Source organism: Catellatospora bangladeshensis, assembly GCF_016862575.1.
Lineage (GTDB): Bacteria > Actinomycetota > Actinomycetes > Mycobacteriales > Micromonosporaceae > Catellatospora > Catellatospora bangladeshensis.
The window spans coordinates 75589-92997 of sequence record NZ_BONF01000041.1 but is presented as its reverse complement, the minus strand read 5'-3'; the positions used below and the strand labels follow the sequence as shown (position 1 = coordinate 92997).

Annotated in this window: 15 protein-coding genes; 7 read left to right on the top strand and 8 right to left on the bottom strand. The window is 74.0% G+C overall.

The features are described 5' to 3' along the window. Nucleotides 1-46 precede the first annotated feature (46 nt). Nucleotides 47-4033, top strand: a complete 3987-nt coding sequence (locus tag Cba03nite_RS30940; RefSeq protein WP_203753846.1) for a PDDEXK-like endonuclease domain-containing protein — start codon at nt 47-49, stop codon at nt 4031-4033. Between the two features lie 9 nt (nt 4034-4042). On the opposite strand, the gene Cba03nite_RS30935 is transcribed toward Cba03nite_RS30940, so the two are convergent. Beyond that, the gene (locus tag Cba03nite_RS30935) at nt 4043-4465 is read right to left on the bottom strand and encodes an NUDIX hydrolase (protein ID WP_239126134.1); all 423 of its coding nucleotides are present in this window, start codon (nt 4463-4465) and stop codon (nt 4043-4045) included. Nucleotides 4466-4690: 225 nt separating this feature from the next. On the opposite strand from Cba03nite_RS30935, the gene Cba03nite_RS30930 reads away from it, so the two are divergent. Together Cba03nite_RS30930 and Cba03nite_RS30925 are read left to right on the top strand one after the other, a co-directional pair. Next, complete coding sequence (locus Cba03nite_RS30930; RefSeq protein WP_203753840.1) at nt 4691-5038, top strand: Imm51 family immunity protein; 348 nt, start codon at nt 4691-4693, stop codon at nt 5036-5038. 41 nt (nt 5039-5079) lie between these two features. Next, nucleotides 5080-6120, top strand: a complete 1041-nt coding sequence (locus Cba03nite_RS30925) for a S66 family peptidase (protein WP_203753837.1) — start codon at nt 5080-5082, stop codon at nt 6118-6120. On the opposite strand, the gene Cba03nite_RS30920 is transcribed toward Cba03nite_RS30925, so the two are convergent. Then, entirely contained in the window at nt 6114-7169 is a 1056-nt protein-coding gene (locus Cba03nite_RS30920) for a mechanosensitive ion channel family protein (RefSeq protein WP_203753835.1), read from the bottom strand. The genes Cba03nite_RS30925 and Cba03nite_RS30920 overlap by 7 nt on opposite strands. A gap of 110 nt (nt 7170-7279) precedes the next feature. Continuing rightward, the gene (locus tag Cba03nite_RS30915) at nt 7280-8053 is read right to left on the bottom strand and encodes a hypothetical protein (RefSeq protein ID WP_203753832.1); all 774 of its coding nucleotides are present in this window, start codon (nt 8051-8053) and stop codon (nt 7280-7282) included. A gap of 220 nt (nt 8054-8273) precedes the next feature. Between Cba03nite_RS30915 and Cba03nite_RS30910 the strand changes: the two genes are divergently transcribed. Both Cba03nite_RS30910 and Cba03nite_RS30905 read left to right on the top strand, forming a co-directional pair. Next, on the top strand, nt 8274-9191 hold the full coding sequence (locus Cba03nite_RS30910) for a carbohydrate kinase family protein (RefSeq protein WP_203753830.1): 918 nt from the start codon (nt 8274-8276) through the stop codon (nt 9189-9191). Between the two features lie 28 nt (nt 9192-9219). Then, a complete protein-coding gene (locus Cba03nite_RS30905; RefSeq protein WP_203753827.1) occupies nt 9220-9402 on the top strand; it encodes a DUF4236 domain-containing protein in 183 nt (60 codons plus the stop codon). Nucleotides 9403-9480: 78 nt separating this feature from the next. Here the strand turns inward: Cba03nite_RS30905 and Cba03nite_RS30900 are convergent, their stop codons facing one another. From Cba03nite_RS30900 to Cba03nite_RS30885, 4 genes are all read right to left on the bottom strand, one after another. Next, entirely contained in the window at nt 9481-10749 is a 1269-nt protein-coding gene (locus Cba03nite_RS30900; protein WP_203753824.1) for an aminotransferase class I/II-fold pyridoxal phosphate-dependent enzyme, read from the bottom strand. Nucleotides 10750-10890: 141 nt separating this feature from the next. After that, on the bottom strand, nt 10891-11859 hold the full coding sequence (locus tag Cba03nite_RS30895; protein ID WP_203753822.1) for a GNAT family N-acetyltransferase: 969 nt from the start codon (nt 11857-11859) through the stop codon (nt 10891-10893). A 51-nt stretch (nt 11860-11910) separates the two neighbouring features. After that, nucleotides 11911-13071, bottom strand: coding sequence for an acetyl-CoA C-acyltransferase (locus tag Cba03nite_RS30890; RefSeq protein WP_203753820.1), 1161 nt, complete (start codon nt 13069-13071; stop codon nt 11911-11913). Nucleotides 13072-13120: 49 nt separating this feature from the next. After that, complete coding sequence (locus Cba03nite_RS30885; protein WP_203753818.1) at nt 13121-13576, bottom strand: hypothetical protein; 456 nt, start codon at nt 13574-13576, stop codon at nt 13121-13123. Nucleotides 13577-13640: 64 nt separating this feature from the next. Here Cba03nite_RS30885 and Cba03nite_RS30880 point away from each other — a divergent pair, with 64 nt between their 5' ends. Beyond that, nucleotides 13641-14123, top strand: a complete 483-nt coding sequence (locus Cba03nite_RS30880) for a glutathione peroxidase (RefSeq protein WP_203753816.1) — start codon at nt 13641-13643, stop codon at nt 14121-14123. On the opposite strand, the gene Cba03nite_RS30875 is transcribed toward Cba03nite_RS30880, so the two are convergent. After that, on the bottom strand, nt 14124-15188 hold the full coding sequence (locus tag Cba03nite_RS30875; RefSeq protein ID WP_203753814.1) for a YihY/virulence factor BrkB family protein: 1065 nt from the start codon (nt 15186-15188) through the stop codon (nt 14124-14126). Nucleotides 15189-15363: 175 nt separating this feature from the next. Here Cba03nite_RS30875 and Cba03nite_RS30870 point away from each other — a divergent pair, with 175 nt between their 5' ends. Then, nucleotides 15364-17355, top strand: coding sequence for a hypothetical protein (locus tag Cba03nite_RS30870; RefSeq protein ID WP_203753812.1), 1992 nt, complete (start codon nt 15364-15366; stop codon nt 17353-17355). The last annotated feature ends 54 nt before the right edge of the window (nt 17356-17409 follow it).

Sequence of the window (17409 nt, the reverse complement as noted above, 5' to 3'; positions counted from 1 at the left end):
GCTCGGTGCTTGGCTGGGGGTGCGGGGGTCTGCCATCGTGGGGGCCGTGACTCTGTCCGAGGCGGATGACTTCGCCGCGCCGCGCCCGTCGCACGTCGCCCTTGCCACGCGCAGGTGGGCCGATGCGCTGGTGGACGACTCCGGGCGCAACCAGCTGGCCTACTACCGGGATCTGAAGGCGGGCACGCTGCGCCTGGACGCGGCCCGGCCCGAGGCGCTCACCGTGCTCATGGCGGGCCGGACGGTGACGCTGCGGCAGCTGTTCCCGGACGACGCGGCGCACGCCGACGCGCTGCGGCGCACCCGCACCATCCGCACCCGGATGCGCACGCTGGCCGAGGAGCGCGGCGTCGACGTCGGCTACCTGGCCGCCGGCCTCGCCACCTGGTACGAGGCCGAGCGCACGCCGCGCTCCCCCGTGCTGCTGCACCGGCTCACCGTGCGCACCACGTCGGCGGCGGAGACCGAGTTCGCGCTCACCGTCGACCCGGAGCCCGCGGTCAACCCGGTGCTGCTGTTCAAGCTGTTCAAGGAGCACCGGCTGGAGGTGGACCCGGAGGCGCTGCTGGACGCGCTGCCGGAGGGGCCGTACGACCCCGCGCCGGCGTTCGAGCAGCTCGCGAAGGCCGCGGAGGACGTGCGCGGCTTCACGGTGACCCCCGAACTGCTGGTGGGCACGTTCCTGTACGAGAAGCTGCCCATGGTCGCCGACATCACCGAGCACGGCGAGCTGCTGGAGAGCAGCGAGGTGATCGCCGCGCTGGCGGGCGACCCGCGCGCGCTGAGCGAGCTGTACGCGCAGGCGCCGGTGGAGGCCGACGCGCCGGACCGGGTCGAGCCTGACGACGAGTTCCTGGTGCTGGACGCGGACTCGTCGCAGAGCTACGCGGTCAACGCGGCGGTGGCCGGGCACCACCTGGTGGTGAAGGGCCCGCCGGGGACCGGCAAGAGCCAGACCATCGCCAACATGATCATGGCGCTGGCCGCGCGCGGGCGCACCGCGCTGTTCGTGGCGGAGAAGCGCGCCGCCATCGACGCCGTGCTGGACCGGCTCCACCAGGTCGGCCTGGACGACCTCGTGCAGAACCTGCACGGCGACCAGGGCAGCCGCCGCGAGCTGGCCCGCGCCCTGGACTCCCGCCTGCAGCGGGCCCGCCACGAGACCCGCCCCACGACCGAGGACACCGACCGCAGCCTGACCGGCTCCCGCGCCGCGCTCGCGCGCCACCACGCCGCGCTGCACACCCGGCACGAGCCGTGGGGCCTGTCGGTGTTCGAGCTGCAGTCGCGCCTGCTGGGCATCGCGCCCGAGGACATGACCCCGCAGCGCTGGGCGGGCGAGGAGCTGGCCCGGCTGGACGCCCCGGCCGCCGCGCGGCTGCGCGCGATCGTGGTCGAGCTGGCCCAGCTGGGCGCGTTCGACCCGGCGCCGGGGCCGGGGCCGTGGGTGCGCTCCACGGTGCCCGACCGGGCCGCGGCGCAGCTGGCGTACGCGCTGGCCGGGCAGGCCGCGACCACGCTCACCCCGGCCCGGCAGCAGCTCTCCGCGCTCGCCGCACGGCTGGGGCTGGCGGTCCCCGCCACGCTCGGCTCGGCGCAGAAGATGGCCGCGCTGCTGTCCGAGGTGGAGGAGACGCTGCGGCGGCTGCGCCCGCAGGCGTACGCGGCGGACCTGCCCGCCTGGATCACCGCGACCGCCACCGGCGAGCAGCGCGGGAGCATGGGCTTCTGGCAGCGCCGCCGCGTGGTCAAGGAGATCCGGGCGCACTGGCTCGCGCCGGGCCGCCCGAGCACGGCCGAGCTGCACCAGGCCGCCGTGGCCGCGGCCGACCAGCTCGCCCGCTGGCGCGTGGTGAGCCTGGACGGGCAGCCGCCGCGCACCGACCCGGGCACGGCCCCGGCGCTGGCCGCGTTCGCCGAGTTCACCGGCGCGCTGCAGCCGCTGCGCGGGTACGTGCCGGTGGACGCCGACGACCTGGACGCGGTGCAGCGGCAGCTCGACGCGCTGGCCGGCGACCAGGCCGACCTGCTGCGCACGGCGCGCCGCAACGAGCTGGCCGCCTCGCTGGTTCAGTGGCGGGCCCGGCGGCTGCTGGACGAGCTGGCCGCGCGCGGCGTGGGCGGCGACACGGCCCGCGCGGGCGCGGCGTTCGACCACGCCTGGCTCAGCTCGGTGCTGGAGCACCTGCGCTTCAGCGACGAGCACCTGGCCACGTTCCACGGCGCGGCGCTGCACGCGGCGGTGGCCGAGTTCCACACCGCCGACGCCGCGCACATCACCGCCGCCGCGCAGCGGGTGCGGCACCTGGCCGCCCGCAACCTGATGGCCGTGCTCGACGAGTTCCCCGACCAGCAGCAGCTGGTCCGCCGGGAGGCCGCCAAGAAGGCCCGGCACCTGCCCGTACGCCACCTGTTCGAGCAGGCCCCGGAGGCGCTCACCGCGCTCAAGCCGTGCTGGGCGATGAGCCCGCTGCTGGTCAGCCAGGTGCTGCCGGCCCGGGTGCTGTTCGACGTGGTCATCTTCGACGAGGCCAGCCAGGTCGAGCCGGTGGACGGCGTGCCCGCCATCATGCGCGGCCGCCAGGTGGTCGTCGCGGGCGACGAGCACCAGCTGCCGCCGACGAACTTCTTCCAACGCGGCGACACCGACGGCGACGGGATTCCCGACGACGGCACCGCGCTCGGCGACGACGTCGAGTCGCTGCTGCAGGCGTTCGCGCACACCCTGCCGCTGCCGCAGGTGCGCCACCTGGCCTGGCACTACCGCAGCCGGGACGAGCGGCTGATCGCCTTCTCCGACCGGCACGTGTACAGCCCGAGCGGCAACGCGCTGACCACGTTCCCGGGCGCGGACGCGGCCGACTGCATCAGCCACGTGCTGGTGTCCGGCGAGGCCGACCCGGAGGCGTCGGTGGAGAGCGGCAGCGCGGAGGTGCGCCGCGTGGTCGAGCTGATCCTGGCGCACGCGCAGCAGCGGCCGGCCGAGTCGCTGGGCGTGATCACCATGGGCATCACCCACGCCGAGCGGGTGGACACGGCGCTGCGCCGCGCCCTGGCCCAGCGGCCGGACCTGGAGCCGTACTTCTCCGAGAACGGGCACGAGCCGTTCTTCGTGAAGAACATCGAGCGGGTGCAGGGCGACGAGCGCGACGCGGTGATCCTGACCATCGGCTACCCGAAGGGCCTGGACGGGCGCATGCTCTACCGCTTCGGGCCGCTGAACACCAAGGGCGGGCACCGCCGGCTCAACGTGGCGATCACCCGTGCCCGCCGCCGGATGACCGTGGTCAGCTCGTTCACCCACCTGGACATGGACCCGCAACGGCTGCGCGCCGAGGGCGCCGTGATGCTGCGCGACTTCCTGGAGTACGCCGCGTCGGGCGGCCGCCGCGAGATCGCCGCGCTCACCGGCGCCCCGGCGCTGAGCGCGTTCGAGGCGGACGTGCTGGCCCGGCTCACCGCCGCGGGCATCCCGCTGACCGTGCGGCACGGCGTCGGCGGGCACCGGATCGACTTCGCGGCGACCCACCCGGACGACCCGCACCGGCTGGTGCTCGCCATCGAGGCGGACGGCCCGTCGTATCACTCCTCGCCGACCGTGCGCGACCGCGACCGGCTGCGCCAGCAGCATCTGGAGCGGCTCGGCTGGCGCTTCCACCGGATCTGGTCGACGGACTGGACCCGGCAGCGCGAGGTCGAGATCGCCAAGGCGCGGGCCGTGTACGACCTGGCCGTGTCGTCGGCGGCGGACCTGCTGCCGGACACCGTGGCCGACGGGGTGACCCTGCGGCTGCCCTCGGCCCGGCAGCGCGCCGGCACGCGCCCGGAGCTGCCCGCCGCGGAGCGGATCACGGACGTGCCGCAGGAGTCGCTGGTCGAGCTGGTGCGCTGGATCGAGAGCGACGGCCTGAACCGGACCGAGGACGAGGTGGTCGCGGAGGCGTACGCGGAGCTGGGCCTGCCCCGGCGCACCCCGCGCACGACCGAGGCGCTGCGCGCAGCCCGGCGCGAGGCGGTGGGCGAACCCTCCTAGGAGCGGCCGCTACTTCTTGAGCGCGGTGCGCAGCACGTCGCGCACCGCGTCGAGCATGGGGATCTGGTCCAGTTCGGACGCGCTGTGCCAGCTGGGCTCGACCATGATGCCGTCGGGCTGCGGGCGCAGGTCGCCGCCGAGCACGGTGACGCCGTAGAGCATGAACACGCCGTGGAAGTCGATGCCGCCGGTGAGCTGGCGGTGGTCGGAGCCGACCTCCAGCAGCGTGTCGACCCGAACCTCCAGCCCGGTGGTCTCGGCGAACTCGCGCACCACCGTCTCGGCGGGGTGCTCGCCGTGCTCGATGGTGCCGCCGGGCGGCATCCACTTGCCGAGGTCCCCGTGGGCACTGCGGCCGATCTGCACGAGCAGCACGGTGTCGCCCTCGCGCGCCAGCCCGTACGCCGAGACCCGCTGCCACTGCCTGACCATCGTCACGATGAGAAAGCCTGCCACGTTCTCGCGCGGCCGCACAGATGGGCGAAGCGCTGATTCGCCACTCAGAACGCTTCGCGCTGGTCACACCGCCCAGAATTCGGCCCGCGCGGGCTCCCCCGCCGCACGCGCGACCCGGCCTCTTTTTCGCCGTTCGGCGGAGCCCAAGTCGCCCTTTCGGCGAAACCTCGGGGACGCACCTCCGGTCTTATAGTCGCGGTCATGGCGCGTGACCCCGATTTCGATCCGTGCAAGCTGGTCGAGCACGACTCCGGCGAGTACAGCCTGGTGTTCGACGACTTCGATGACTATGTGGACATTTTCGACGAGCAGGGCTGGCTCGGCAACGGCTACGCCTGGGAGGGCGTGGTGCAGGTGCTGCTGGCCGAGCGCTCCCCCGAGGTGCTCGACCAGGTCGAGTTCGACTCCGAAGCCGACCTGTTCTCGGTGCGCGCGGGCGACCCCGAGCCGCTGGCGGAGGTGGCCGCGGCCATCCGCGACGCGGTGGTGGACCTCGACGTGCTGGCCGACGCCATCACCCGTGCGGAGGAACAGGGCCTGCTGGACTGAATCCGGCTGCCGCGGCCGGGCGGATCGGCTAGGTTGCGCCCATGGCCGAGATGATCCACCCGCCGAAACCCCGCCCGGGGGACCGCATCGCGGTCCTGTCCCCCTCCGCCGGGCTGCCCGCGATCTTTCCCGGGGTGTACGAGCAGGGCCTGGCGCGGCTGCGCGAGGACTTCGAGCTGGTGCCGGTCGAGTTCCCGACCACCCGGGTGATGGGCGCCGATCCGCGCGCTCGTGCCCGCGACATCACCGCCGCGTTCGCCGACCCGTCCCTGACCGCGATCATCGCGAGCATCGGCGGCGACGACCAGATCACCGTGCTGCGCCACCTCGACGACGAGGTGATCCGCGCCAACCCCAAGCCGTTCTTCGGCTTCTCCGACAACACCAACCTGCTCAACCACCTGTTCGGGCTCGGCGTGGTCGGCTACCACGGCGGCGCGGTGATGACCTCGCTGGCCCGGCCCGGCCGGATGCACCCGCTGACCGAGCGCAGCCTGCGCGCCGCCCTGTTCACCAGCGGCCGGTTCGAGCTGACCCCGTCCGTCGAGTACGGCGACGAGCCCCACGACTGGGCCGACGACACGCTGCGCGACACCGAGCCGCGCATGCTGCCCGCTGAGGGCTGGACCTGGTCCGGCGCGCACCGCACCGTGGAGGGCCCGCTCTGGGGCGGCTGCCTGGAGATCCTGTCCTGGCTGCTGCAGGCCGGGTTCGTGGCGCCGCCGGAGCGCTTCGACGGGCACGTGCTGGTGCTGGAGACCTCCGAGGAGATGCCGAGCGCCGAGGAGGTGTTCCGCACCCTGCGCAACATGGGCGAGCGCGGCATGCTGGAGCGCTTCGCGGCGGTGCTGGTCGGCCGGGCCAAGGCGTGGCACTTCGACCGGCCGCACACCCCCGAGCAGAAGGCGGCCTACCGCGCCGAGCAGCGGGCCGCGGTCGAGCGGGCGGTGGCCGCGTACGCGCCGGACGCGGTGCTCGTGTTCGACCTCGACATCGGGCACACCGACCCGCAGCTGATCCTGCCGATCGGCGGCGCCGCGCTGGTCGACGCCGAGCACCGGCGCGTGAGCGTCACCTACTGACCGTCCGCGGGCGCCGGCGGCGTGAGCGCCACCCGGGTGCGCGGCAGGCCCTCCGGGTGGTGCTCGCGCACGTACTCGATGAGCTTCTCGCGGATCTCGCAGCGCAGGTCGTACGCGTGCTGCGCGTCGGGCGCGGAGGCGAGCACGCGCACCACCATGGTGGTCTCGGTCGTGTCGACCACCTGGAGCACCCAGTCCCGCCTGTCCCAGTGCGGGGAGGCGGCGACGACGCGCTCGGCCTCGGCGCGCAGCGGGCCGACCGGCATCCGGTGGTCCAGGTGCAGCACGGCCGCGCCGAGCACCCGGGACTCGTTGCGGGTCCAGTGCTGGAACGGCGTGGTGGTGAAGTACGTGGTGGGCAGCACCAGCCGCCGCTCGTCCCACAGCCGCACCACCACGTAGGTCAGCCGCAGCTCCTCGATGCGGCCCCACTCGCCCTCGACCACCACCACGTCGTCGATGTGCAGCTCGTCGGTGAACGCCAGCTGCAGCCCGGCGAAGATGTGGGCCAGCGTGGACTGCGCGGCCAGCGCGGCGACCACGCCGGCCAGGCCCGCGGAGGCGAGCAGCGAGGCGCCCAGGGTGCGCAGGGGCGCGAACGTCATCAGGATCGCCGCGATGGCCAGCAGGGTCACCACGACGGCGGTGAGCCGCCGCAGGATGCCGATGCGGGTACGCGCCCGGCGCATGCGCCGGTTGTCGGCGACGTCCATCGGCAGCCGCCGGAACGCGGCGTCCTCTAGCACAAACAGCACCCGCACCGCGAGCCAGGCCGACGCCCCGATCAGCGCGATGACCAGGCCGTGGTGCACCATCTCGCGGGCCGAGCCGGTCAGTGTGCTGAACGGCAGCGCGATCACCAGCGCGACCACGGCCAGCAGCACCCGGAACGGCCAGCGGCAGCTGCGGCTGAGGTTGTCGAAGAAGTGCTGGTAGCGGCGGCGGCCGAGGCGGCGTACCACGAAGCGGGCCAGCCATCCGGCGACGACCGCGGCCAGCAGCGCCGCGGTCACCACGATGGCCGCCCGGATCAGCTGCTCGGCGTCCATGGGCGGCGAACCTCCAGCGGCGGTTACGGATCAACGTTCCCACCGCTACCCGGCCCGCCGCACGGAAAACGCCCCACCGCCTCGGCGGTGGGGCGTTTCTGATCACATGGTCAGAGGCTGCCCAGGATCGAGGCGGGCGCCTCGACGATCTTGCCGGACGGCTTCTCGATCGTCACCGGCTCGCCGTAGTTGCTGTAGGTGATCACCATGTCGCCGACGCCGGCGGCGGAAGCCACCTGGCCCATGCCCACGGTCATGGTGAGCAGGCGGCCCTGCTCGTCGAGCGTCGCGGTGAACGGCACCGCCTTGGCCTGCTCGCCGAGCGCCGTCGCGGCAGCCGCGTTGGCGCCGGCGGCCTTGCTCAGATCCAGGGTGCCCTTGATCTTGCTGGTGCCGTCCCACTCGACCGAGGAGGCCACCTTCAGCAGGTTGGCGCTGTACGACGGGTCCTCGATCGAGGAGCGCAGCGAGCTGGCCGCGCCAAGCTTGGCGGTGTCGACGTGCATCCAGTCCTTGGGCAGGGCCGGCACGCCCGCCATCTTCATCCACACCTCGTCGCCGATCTGCACGACGTCGATGTTCATGTTCGTGCCGGCGACGCCCATCTTCATCGACGACAGGCTCTTCTTGCCCGGACCGTCGAGGCTCCCCGTGACCTCGATACCGGCCGCGCCGCTCATGCCCATCTTCATCTTGACGGTGGTGTCCTTGAACTTCGCGCCGGCGGCCGTGAGCGCGTCCGCGGCCGACGCCTGGACCTGCGCGGAGGCACCCGCGGACGCGGACGCGCCGGGCGTCGCCGCCGGCTTCTCGTTCTGGCAGGCGGCCAGTGCCGCGATCGTGGCCAGACCGGCCACCGCCACTGCGAAACGACGTACTCTCACGTGTCTTCCCTCCCCATCAGGCTCCGAGCAGCAGCCCGGAGCACAAGGCAGCAGCCTAGTCAGTCGATGCGAGGCGCGCCCGGCGAGCCGGGCGGCCTTGACGGAGCGTGCCGCGCCGCTCATGATCAGCGTTGCACCTGTCGCGACCTCGGCGGACCGCACCGGATGCGGGCCGCGCGGGCTGAAACGTCGACTCACCTACCCCGGAAGGCATCGCGACATGCGTGGTCCTAATCACGACCCTCTCGACGTGCTCGTGCTCGGCGGCGCGGGCGTCGACACCATCGTCGAGGTCCCGCGGCTGCCCCTGCCGTACGCGGACAGCTACCTGGTCCCGGCGATCACCACCCGGGCCGGGCACACCGGCGACAACGTGGCGCTCGGCCTGCACGCGCTGGGCCTGCACATCCACCTGCTCGACGTGCTCGGCGAGGACGCCGAGGGCGCCCTGGTCCGGGACCTGCACCAGCGTTCCGGCAGCGGGTTCACCGCCCTGGCCACGGCCGCCGGCACCAAGCGCGCGGTGAACCTGGTCGGCCCGGACGGCCGCAGGCTGTCGCTGTACGACGGCAGCCGCGGCGCCGAGCAGGACCGCTTCCCCACTCCTCTGCTGGCCGAGCTGCTCGAAGGCTGCCGGCACGTGCACGTGTGCATCACCCACCCGGCCGCGTACGCGCTGGACCAGCTCACCGCGGCCGGGATCGGCGTCTCCACCGACCTGCACGACTGGGACGGCGAGAACCCGTACCACGCGCAGTTCGCGGCCCAGGCCGACGTGGTGTTCCTGTCTGCGGCGGCGCTGGCCGACCCCGAGGCGGTCATGCGCCACGTGCTCAAGCTGGGCCGGGCGCACACCGTGGTCGCCACCGCCGGCGACCGCGGCGGCCTGCTGCTCACCCGCGACGGCGACGGGGCGCGCCGGTGGACGGCGGTGGCGCCGCCGCGGCCGGTGCGCGACTCCAACGGCGCGGGCGACGCGTTCGTCGCCGGGTTCCTGTTCGGCCTGCTGGAGGGCCGCGACCTGGACGAATGCGCCCGCCTCGGCGCGCTGGCCGGGGCGCACGCCTGCACCGTCGCGGCGACCGAAGTGGACCCGATCGACCGCGCCGCACTGTTGGCACACGACACCACGTTTTGAGTGGCGCGCACAGGGTTACATGGGACGCATGAGCCTGCTGTTCCGAAAGACGTGGAAACTGGGCCCCCTGCGGTGGAACTTCACACAGGGCGGTCTGTCCTCTTGGAGTTTGAAGATCGGCCGCTGGTCGTGGAACTCCCGCACCCGGGCACACCGGGTGGACCTGCCCGGCCCGTGGTCCTGGAAGCAGGACAAGGGCGGCAAGCACTGACCTGACCGTCACGAAGGCGCGCGTCCCGGCGGGGGACGCGCGCCTTCGCCCTACCGCATCACGCCGCGCTGCCCGCGCTCACCCCGCGTCGCGCAGCTCGCCGAGGGCGGCGGCGATGCGTTCCAGGCCCTCGGTGAGCACCGGCTCGTCGGCGCTGAGGCTGATCCGGAAGCAGCGGCCGTCGTGGCGGCCGAAGCCGGCCGGGGCGACCTCCCCGGTGAAGAAGGGCCGGCCGGGCACCAGGAACACGCCCTTCTCCTTCGCGCGGGCGTAGAGGGCGCGGTCGTCGAACCACGGCTCGTCCACCCATACCCAGCAGAACATGCCGCCGGACGTGCCGGCGTGCAGCCGCCAGTTCACGTCGGCCGGCAGGATGTCCGCCAGCAGCTTCTCCCCCAGCCGGCGCTTGTGCGCGTAGTACGGCCGGATCACCTCCGCGGTCAGGCGGTCGAGCTCCCCGGTGGCCAGCGCCCGCGCGGTGACCTGCTGCGCGAGCTGGCCCGCGTGCAGCGTCGAGTTGGCCACGAACGAGACCATCGGCTCGATGAAGCGCGGATCGCCGACGGCGAAGCCGATCCGCTCGCCGGGCAGGCCGGCCTTGGAGACGGTGAAGACGTTGATGATGTTCTCGTGCCAGCGCGGCGGCTCGGGCGTCTCCACGATCTGCGGGAACGGCGCGCCGTACGCGTGGTCGAAGAAGATCGGCACGTCGCGGTCCGCGGCGATCTCGAGCAGCGCGTCCAGCTCCTGCGGGCTGACGCAGCGGCCGGTCGGGTTGCTCGGGCTGGACAGCAGCAGCAGGCCGATGTCGTCGCTGCGGCGCAGCGCGTCCGGATCGAGGTGGTAGCGGAAACGCCGGTCCCCGCACAGCTCGATCCGGGGCGCGATCCCGGCCACCCCGCCGGGGAACAGGTAGACCCCCTGGTAGCCGGTGTAGTCGGGCAGGGCGGGCAGCACGGTCTTCGTGTCCCGTGCGGCACCCGGGCCGGTGAACACGGCGGAGGCGACGAAGCTGAGCATCTGGCTGCCGGAGCCGACCACGACGTGCTCGGGCGTCAGCGGCCAGCCGTACCGGCCGGAGAAGTACTCGACGATCGCCGCGACGAGGTCGTCGGTGCCCCGCGACGGCCCGTAGAGGCAGCTCGCCCTGGCGAAGCTCGCGTCGAGAGTCTCGTCGAACAGACGCCGCCAGGTGCCGACGACCTCGGGGATCGGTGCCGGGTTGCCGATGCTCAGGTTGAGCAGGCTGCCCGTGGACGCGCCCCGCATGGAGGTGGCGATGTCCTCCATGATGCTGCGGATGCCGGAGGCGTGCGCCATCTTCGTGCCGCTGAGTGACAGAACCATCCGTCGGCCCCTTTCTTCCGTGTCGTGGGGCACGCTCGTCCTCGGGCTCCCCCGCGCGTCGCCCTGGCCATCCGGCCAGTCTGCCTTAGACATCGACGAGCACCAACGGAGAATGGCGTCGCGGGGCGGCTCGGCCACGGCTCAGACCGGCAGCGTCCACTGCTCGCGGGTCCGGATGCGGCGGAATCCGAGCCGCTCGTTGATCCGCAGCATGTGCACGTTGGACGGTTCGGTGGTGGTGCGGATGCGGCGCACCGCACCGCCGTCGGCGGCCAGCCAGCGCAGCATCTCCGCCTTCACCCACAGCCCGAGGCCGTGCCCCCGGTGCGCGGGCACCACCACCGTGTCCTCCTGGTGCGCCAGCTCCGGCGCGAGCGACGGGTACTCCAGCACGGTCAGCCCGGCCACCGCCCCACTGCCCTCGTGCACGGCGGCGACGACCCGGCGCGCCCGGCCCGCCTGGCGGGCGTGCCGCTCGACGGCCCGCACGTGCTGCGGCGAGTTCGGCGCGGACACGTAGCCCAGGCCGCCGTCGGGCGAGTCCGCCATCGCGTCGACGGCCGCCGCGTACGCCCCCAGCAGTGCTTCGGGCACCCCGTCCGGCCAGCGTTCCAGCCGGTAGCCGGGCGGCGCGGTGTCGCCCGGCGCGACCGGCACGGACAGGTCCGCCTCGGACTCCCACAGCCGCTGCACCCGCCGCGCGCCCAGCGCCGCCGCCCAGGCCGGGCCGGGCGAGTCCGCCGCCGCGTCGAGCACCAGCGTGTCCCGGCCCGCTTCTGCCGCCGCGGCGCGGGCCGCCGCCAGCAGCGCGCTGCCGTGTCCGGCCCGGCGGTGCGCCGGGTGCACGGTCACCCTGGCGAAACCCCAGGCCAGGTTCTCCCGATCGGACAGGAACAGCTCGGCCAGCCCGACCGGCGTGCCGGCGGCGCACGCCAGCCAGTGCCGCACCCGGCCGTCCGGACGTAGGGCGGCGAGCTCCGCGAAGCGCACGGAGGCGGGCGGCGCCGGGTGTCCCGGGTCGTCGTGCCCGGCCGCGGCCGACGTCACCTCGTGCCAGCAGGCCAGCTGCTCACGCAGACCCAGCCGGGGATCGAACGCAGTCACCGCCATACCGGAGTTGTAGCGCGGCTTCGCCGCCCGCGCCAGCGACTTCCGGGCGGGTCAGAGCAGCTCGACGATGGTGGCGTTGGCCATGCCGCCGCCCTCGCACATGGTCTGCAGGCCGTAGCGGATGCCGTGGTCGCGCATGTGGTGCAGCAGCGTGGTCATCAGGCGGGCGCCGCTGGCGCCGAGCGGGTGGCCCAGCGCGATCGCGCCGCCGCGCGGGTTGAGCCGGGCCGGGTCGGCGCCGGTCTCGGCGAGCCAGGCCAGCGGCACCGGGGCGAACGCCTCGTTCACCTCGTACGCGCCGATGTCGGCGATGGACAGCCCGGCCCGGCGCAGCGCCTTGGCCGTGGCCGGGATGGGCGCGGTGAGCATGACGACCGGGTCGTCGGCGGCGACGACGGCGGTGTGCACCCGGGCCAGCGGGGTGAACCCGTGCGCGGCGGCCCACTCGGAGGTGGTGACGGCGAGCGCGGCGGCGCCGTCGGAGATCTGCGACGCCGAGCCCGCGGTGACCACGCCGTCCTCCTTGAACGGGGTCGCGAGCTGGCCCAGCTTCTCCAGCGACGTCTCGCGCCGGATGCCCTCGTCGGCGTGCACGTCGCCGACCGGCACGATCTCGGCGGCGAACAGGCCGCCGTCCGAGGCGGCGGCCGCCTTGGCGTGGCTGGCCAGCGCGTACTCGTCGAGCTGCGCGCGCCCGAAGCCCCACCGGGCGGCGATCATCTCGGCGCCGACGCCCTGGTTGAACGGCACCGGCGCGTCGCCCGCGAAGCCCGGCACGCCCGCGTAGCGGGTGCGCACCTCGGGCCCGTAGGGCAGGCCCAGCTCGCCGACCGACGAGCCCATGGGCACCCGGCTCATCGACTCGACGCCCGCCGCGACCACCAGGTCGGCCTGGCCGGACAGCACGGTGGCGGCGGCGAAGTGCAGCGCCTGCTGGCTGGAGCCGCACTGCCGGTCCAGCGTGGTGCCGGGCACGGACTCGGGCCAGCCGGCGGCGAGCACGGCGTTGCGGCCGATGTTCCAGGACTGCTCGCCGGCCTGCGAGACGCAGCCCAGGATCACGTCGTCCACGTCGGCCGGGTCGAACCCGGTCCGGTCGCCGAGGTCCTGCAGCACCTGGCCGGCCAGGTCGACCGGGTGCACGCCGGACAGGCCGCCGTTGCGCCGCCCGACGGGGGTACGCACCGCTCCGATGATCACCGCATCTCGCATGACCGAAGCCTACTGCCAAGTAACCTGAACGGCCGATCAGGCCCGGGACTCAGATGACGATCTCGGCGCCGACCAGCAGCACCAGCGCGGCGGCCGTGATGATCCGCACCCGCGCCGGCACCCTCGGGTCCGCGAGCACGGCGGCCAGCGCGTACGCCGCCATCATGCCCACCACCCACAGCTGCGGCGTGCCGAGGAACAGCCGGCGCAGCAGGCCGAGCGCGAGCAGCACCACCACGGCCGGGCCCGCCAGCGCGACCACCCAGGCCGGGCGCACCCGGACCAGGCGCAGCAGCGGCCACATGGTCACCGCGGCGCCGATCAGGCACAGGAAGATGATGCCGAGCGCGTCGCCCAGGCACTCCATCCCGCCCTCGCAGCCGCGCAGCTGGATCACCGCGTACGCGATGCCCATCCAGACGGCCAGGGACACGAAGGCGCAGCCGGCGGCGCGGGCCGCCCGGGAGGCGATGCTCACCGTGGGATCGGGCTCGAAGCGGGTCATGGCCGTCATCGTGGCAGATCGGCCCCGGGCGGGCCACCGTCCGACCGGCGCTAAGGTGACCGTCATGAGCATCTACGACGTACAGATCAAGACGCTGCAGGGCGCCGACGCGGACCTCGCGCAGTACCGCGGCAAGGCCGTCCTCATCGTCAACGTCGCCTCCCGCTGCGGGCTCACCCCCCAGTACACCGGCCTGCAGAAGCTCGCCGAGACCTACGGCGAGCAGGGCCTGACCGTGCTCGGCGTGCCGTGCAACCAGTTCGGCGGGCAGGAGCCGGGCACCGCCGCCGAGATCGCCGAGTTCTGCGACGTCAACTACGGCGTCACCTTCCCGCTGACGGAGAAGATCGAGGTCAACGGCGCCGGCCGGCACCCGCTCTACGACCTGCTCACGCAGACCCCCGACGCCGCCGGCGAGGCGGGCGACGTCAAGTGGAACTTCGAGAAGTTCCTGGTCGACCGCTCCGGCGCGGTGACCCGGCTGCGGCCGCAGGTCACCCCCGAGTCGGCCGAGCTGACCGGCGCGGTCGAGCGCGCGCTGGCCTGATCATCCGCCGTCCGCGCCGGGCCGTTCCTCCGGTGCCGCGGGCAGCAGCCGGTCCGTCGACAGCGGCACGTCCGCGGACGGCGGTTCCTGCTTCGGCACGTCGCGCAGCGGGAGGTACGGCTCGGCGCTGGCGGGCAGCCCCGCCGCGATGGCGCGGGCCCGGCCCAGCTCCGCGTCGAACTTCGCGCCCAGCAGCACCGCCACGTTCGTCAGCCACAGCCAGACCAGGAAGATGATGACGCCGCCGAGCGCGCCGTAGGTCTTGTTGTACGAGTCGAACGTGGCGATGTAGTACGCGAAGCCGCCCGACACCGCGATCCAGGTCAGCATCGCCACCATGGTGCCCGGCGTGATCCAGCGGAAGCCGCCCTGCCGCGCGTTCGGCGCGGCCCAGTAGAGCAGCGCCAGCAGCATGTTGATCACGACGACCAGCACCGGCCACTTCACCACGTCGAAGATCTGCACGGTGGCGTCCTCGACCTCGAAGGCCCGCCCCACGCTGGTGGCCACCCGCCCGCTGAGCACCACCGCCAGCGCGCTCGCCGCCAGCGAGACACCCGTGACCGCCGTGACGAACAGCTGCACGGGCACCGTCTTCCACAGCGGCCGCCCCTCGGGCACCCGGTAGATCACGTTCGCGGCCCGCATGAAGCCGCCGATGTAACTCGTCGACGACCAGAACGCGATGGCCAGGCCGACCGCCGCGGCGATGCCCGCCGCCCGCTGGTCGTAGCGCAGGTTGTCGATGATGTCGAGGATCGCGTGCCGGGCCGGCGGCGGCGTCAGCTCGCTGAGGTTCTCCGCGACCGCGTCGCTGGTCGAGCGGCCGAACAGGCCCACCCCGGCGACCAGCACCAGCATCCCCGGGATGATCGACAGGACGCTGTAGTAGGTCAGCGCCGCGGCACGGTCGGCCAGCTCGTCGCCGAGCAGCTCCACCACGGTCCGGCGGCACACCCGCAGCCAGGCCCGCAGGCCCAGGTCCGACGGGCGGCGCGGCCCCCGGGCCAGGATGCTGACCAGCCGGTCCCGGTGCGCCCGGCCGGGTTCCCTCGTACGCGCCAACGTCGCCTCCGCGGCAGAACGGTGTTGTCGATCCGTGACCGTATGACATCAGAGCGGCCGCGGCCGGACAAGGCCGTCGTCAGTGGATCTCACCCGCGGCCGCGGCCCGGCACGTAGTATCAGGTCACCCCCCGGTGACGGCTTGCAGGAGCGGTACGCACGACGGGGGTTCGGCATGGGCTGGAAATACCACTCGCCACCGGGATGGCCCGCGCCTCCCGAGGACTGGACGCCGCCCCCGGGCTGGCGGCCCGACCCGAGCTGGCCCCAGCCGCCCGACGACTGGCAGTTCTGGGTGCCCGACGGCGCCGACGACCCGACACTGCTGTTCGAGCTGACCGATGAGGACGGGTTCGCCGCCGGGCCGCTGGACAGCGTCGACGAGTTCGTCCGCGAGCAGGCCGAGCAGGGCGAGCAGCTGCCGGTGGCGGGCGTGCCGCTCGGCGAGCCCGCGCCCGCCATCGCCCCGGTCTGGGCGGCCGAGGCAGCCGGTGCCGATGCCGATGCCGGTGCCGCGATGGAGCCGGACACGGCCGGTGCGCCACCCGTCCCCGCCGCGCACGCCACCGCGGCGCCCGTGATGGAGCCCGTGGCGGCGGAGCCCACGGCGGCGGAGCCCGTGGCGGCGGTGCTGGCGACGCCCGCGACCGCGGACGCACCGTCCCCGCCGGTCACCGAACCGGTGGCCGCGACACCGCTGACCGCAGACCCGGCGAGCCCGCCGGTGACGGCCCCGGAACCGGTCGCGGAACCGGTGGCCGTACCCGCGATGACTCTTGATCCGCTGCCGGAACCGCAGACCGCACCGGCGATGCCCGCCGAGCCGATCGCAGAGCCCGCCCCGGCATTCGCGATGAGCTCCGCCCCGCCGGTCACCGCCGACGGCTCACAACTTCTGGGATGTACCCACATCCCAGAAGTTGTGGACGCAAAACAGGTATCGGCCGCGGCGACACTGCCGGAGGCCGCATGGCAGGGCACCGCGCAGCCGGAGACCGGGCAGCCGGAGACGGTGCCCGCCTGGCGGGACGAGCGAGCGGCGCTCGGCTGGCCCGCCGACGCGGGCAGCTCGGCCGAACCGGCCTGGGCGGCGACCGGCCCCGCCGAACCGGCCTGGACACCGTCCGGCGCCGGGGAACAGGCGCAGGTCGCGGGTCTCGCCTGGCCGCAGCCCGCGGCGGACACGCCCGCCGAGGAGCCGCCCTCCCCACCGTCCAGCGCGGAGCCGCAGCCCGAGCCGGTCGCCGACCTGCCGCCGGTCGCCGCGCCCGCGTATGAGCCGGTGCCGGAACCGGCGATGACCAGCTCTGCCGGGTTCGCCATGGGCACGGACGGCCCGGCCGCCGCGCCGGTGAGCGCGCCCGCCGCGCACGTGCCCGCGCACGCCGCCCCGCACGTCCCGGCGCATGCCAGGCCGGCGACCCCGCGTCCGTGGTGGATCTGGGCGCTGGGCGGCGCGGCCGGGCTGCTGCTCTGCTCGGTGCTGGGCGTCGGCGGCTTCCTCGCGCTGCGCCCGGACGGGTCGCCGTCGGCGGTCGCCGAACCGGGCGCGACCGCGGTGCAGGCGCCGGGCGAGGCCGCGCCGTCGCAGGAGGCGCAGGCCCGGCCGATCCCGTCGCCGAGCCGCCAGGCCGCCCAGGCGCAGCCGCAGGACCAGGTGTTCGAGGGCACCGGCCCGCAGACCGTGCCGGTCGAGCTGGGCGACACGTTCCACACGGTGGCGCTGACCTACGCGGGCGCGGGCGACTTCGTGGTGCGCACCGTCAAGGCCGACGGCGAGGAGATCCAGACGCTGGTCGCCACCACCGACAGCTACGAGGGGGTACGCCCGCTGGACCTGGGCGACATCCGGCCCGCCGCGGTGAACATCGAGGCGTCCGGCGGCTGGCGCATGGTGGTGCGGCCGCTGGCCGCGTCGCCGACCTGGAGCGGGACGGCGTCCGGGGTGGGCGCGGACGTGCTGCTGATTCCGCGCAGCGCGGCCGACTCGACCCGGGTCGCCTTCGACCACCGGGGCAAGGGCAAGTTCACCGTGCAGGCGATCGGCTCGGACAGCGCGACGCTGATCAGCCAGGAGGGCGACTACACCGGGGAGATGGTGCTGCCGCGTGGCACGGTGGTCGTGGTGATCGACACGAACGGGGTGTGGACGTTCAGCCGCGACTGACCGGCCGGTGACCGGGCGCGTGAACCGTCTGACCGGGCGGTTTGCGCGCCCGAT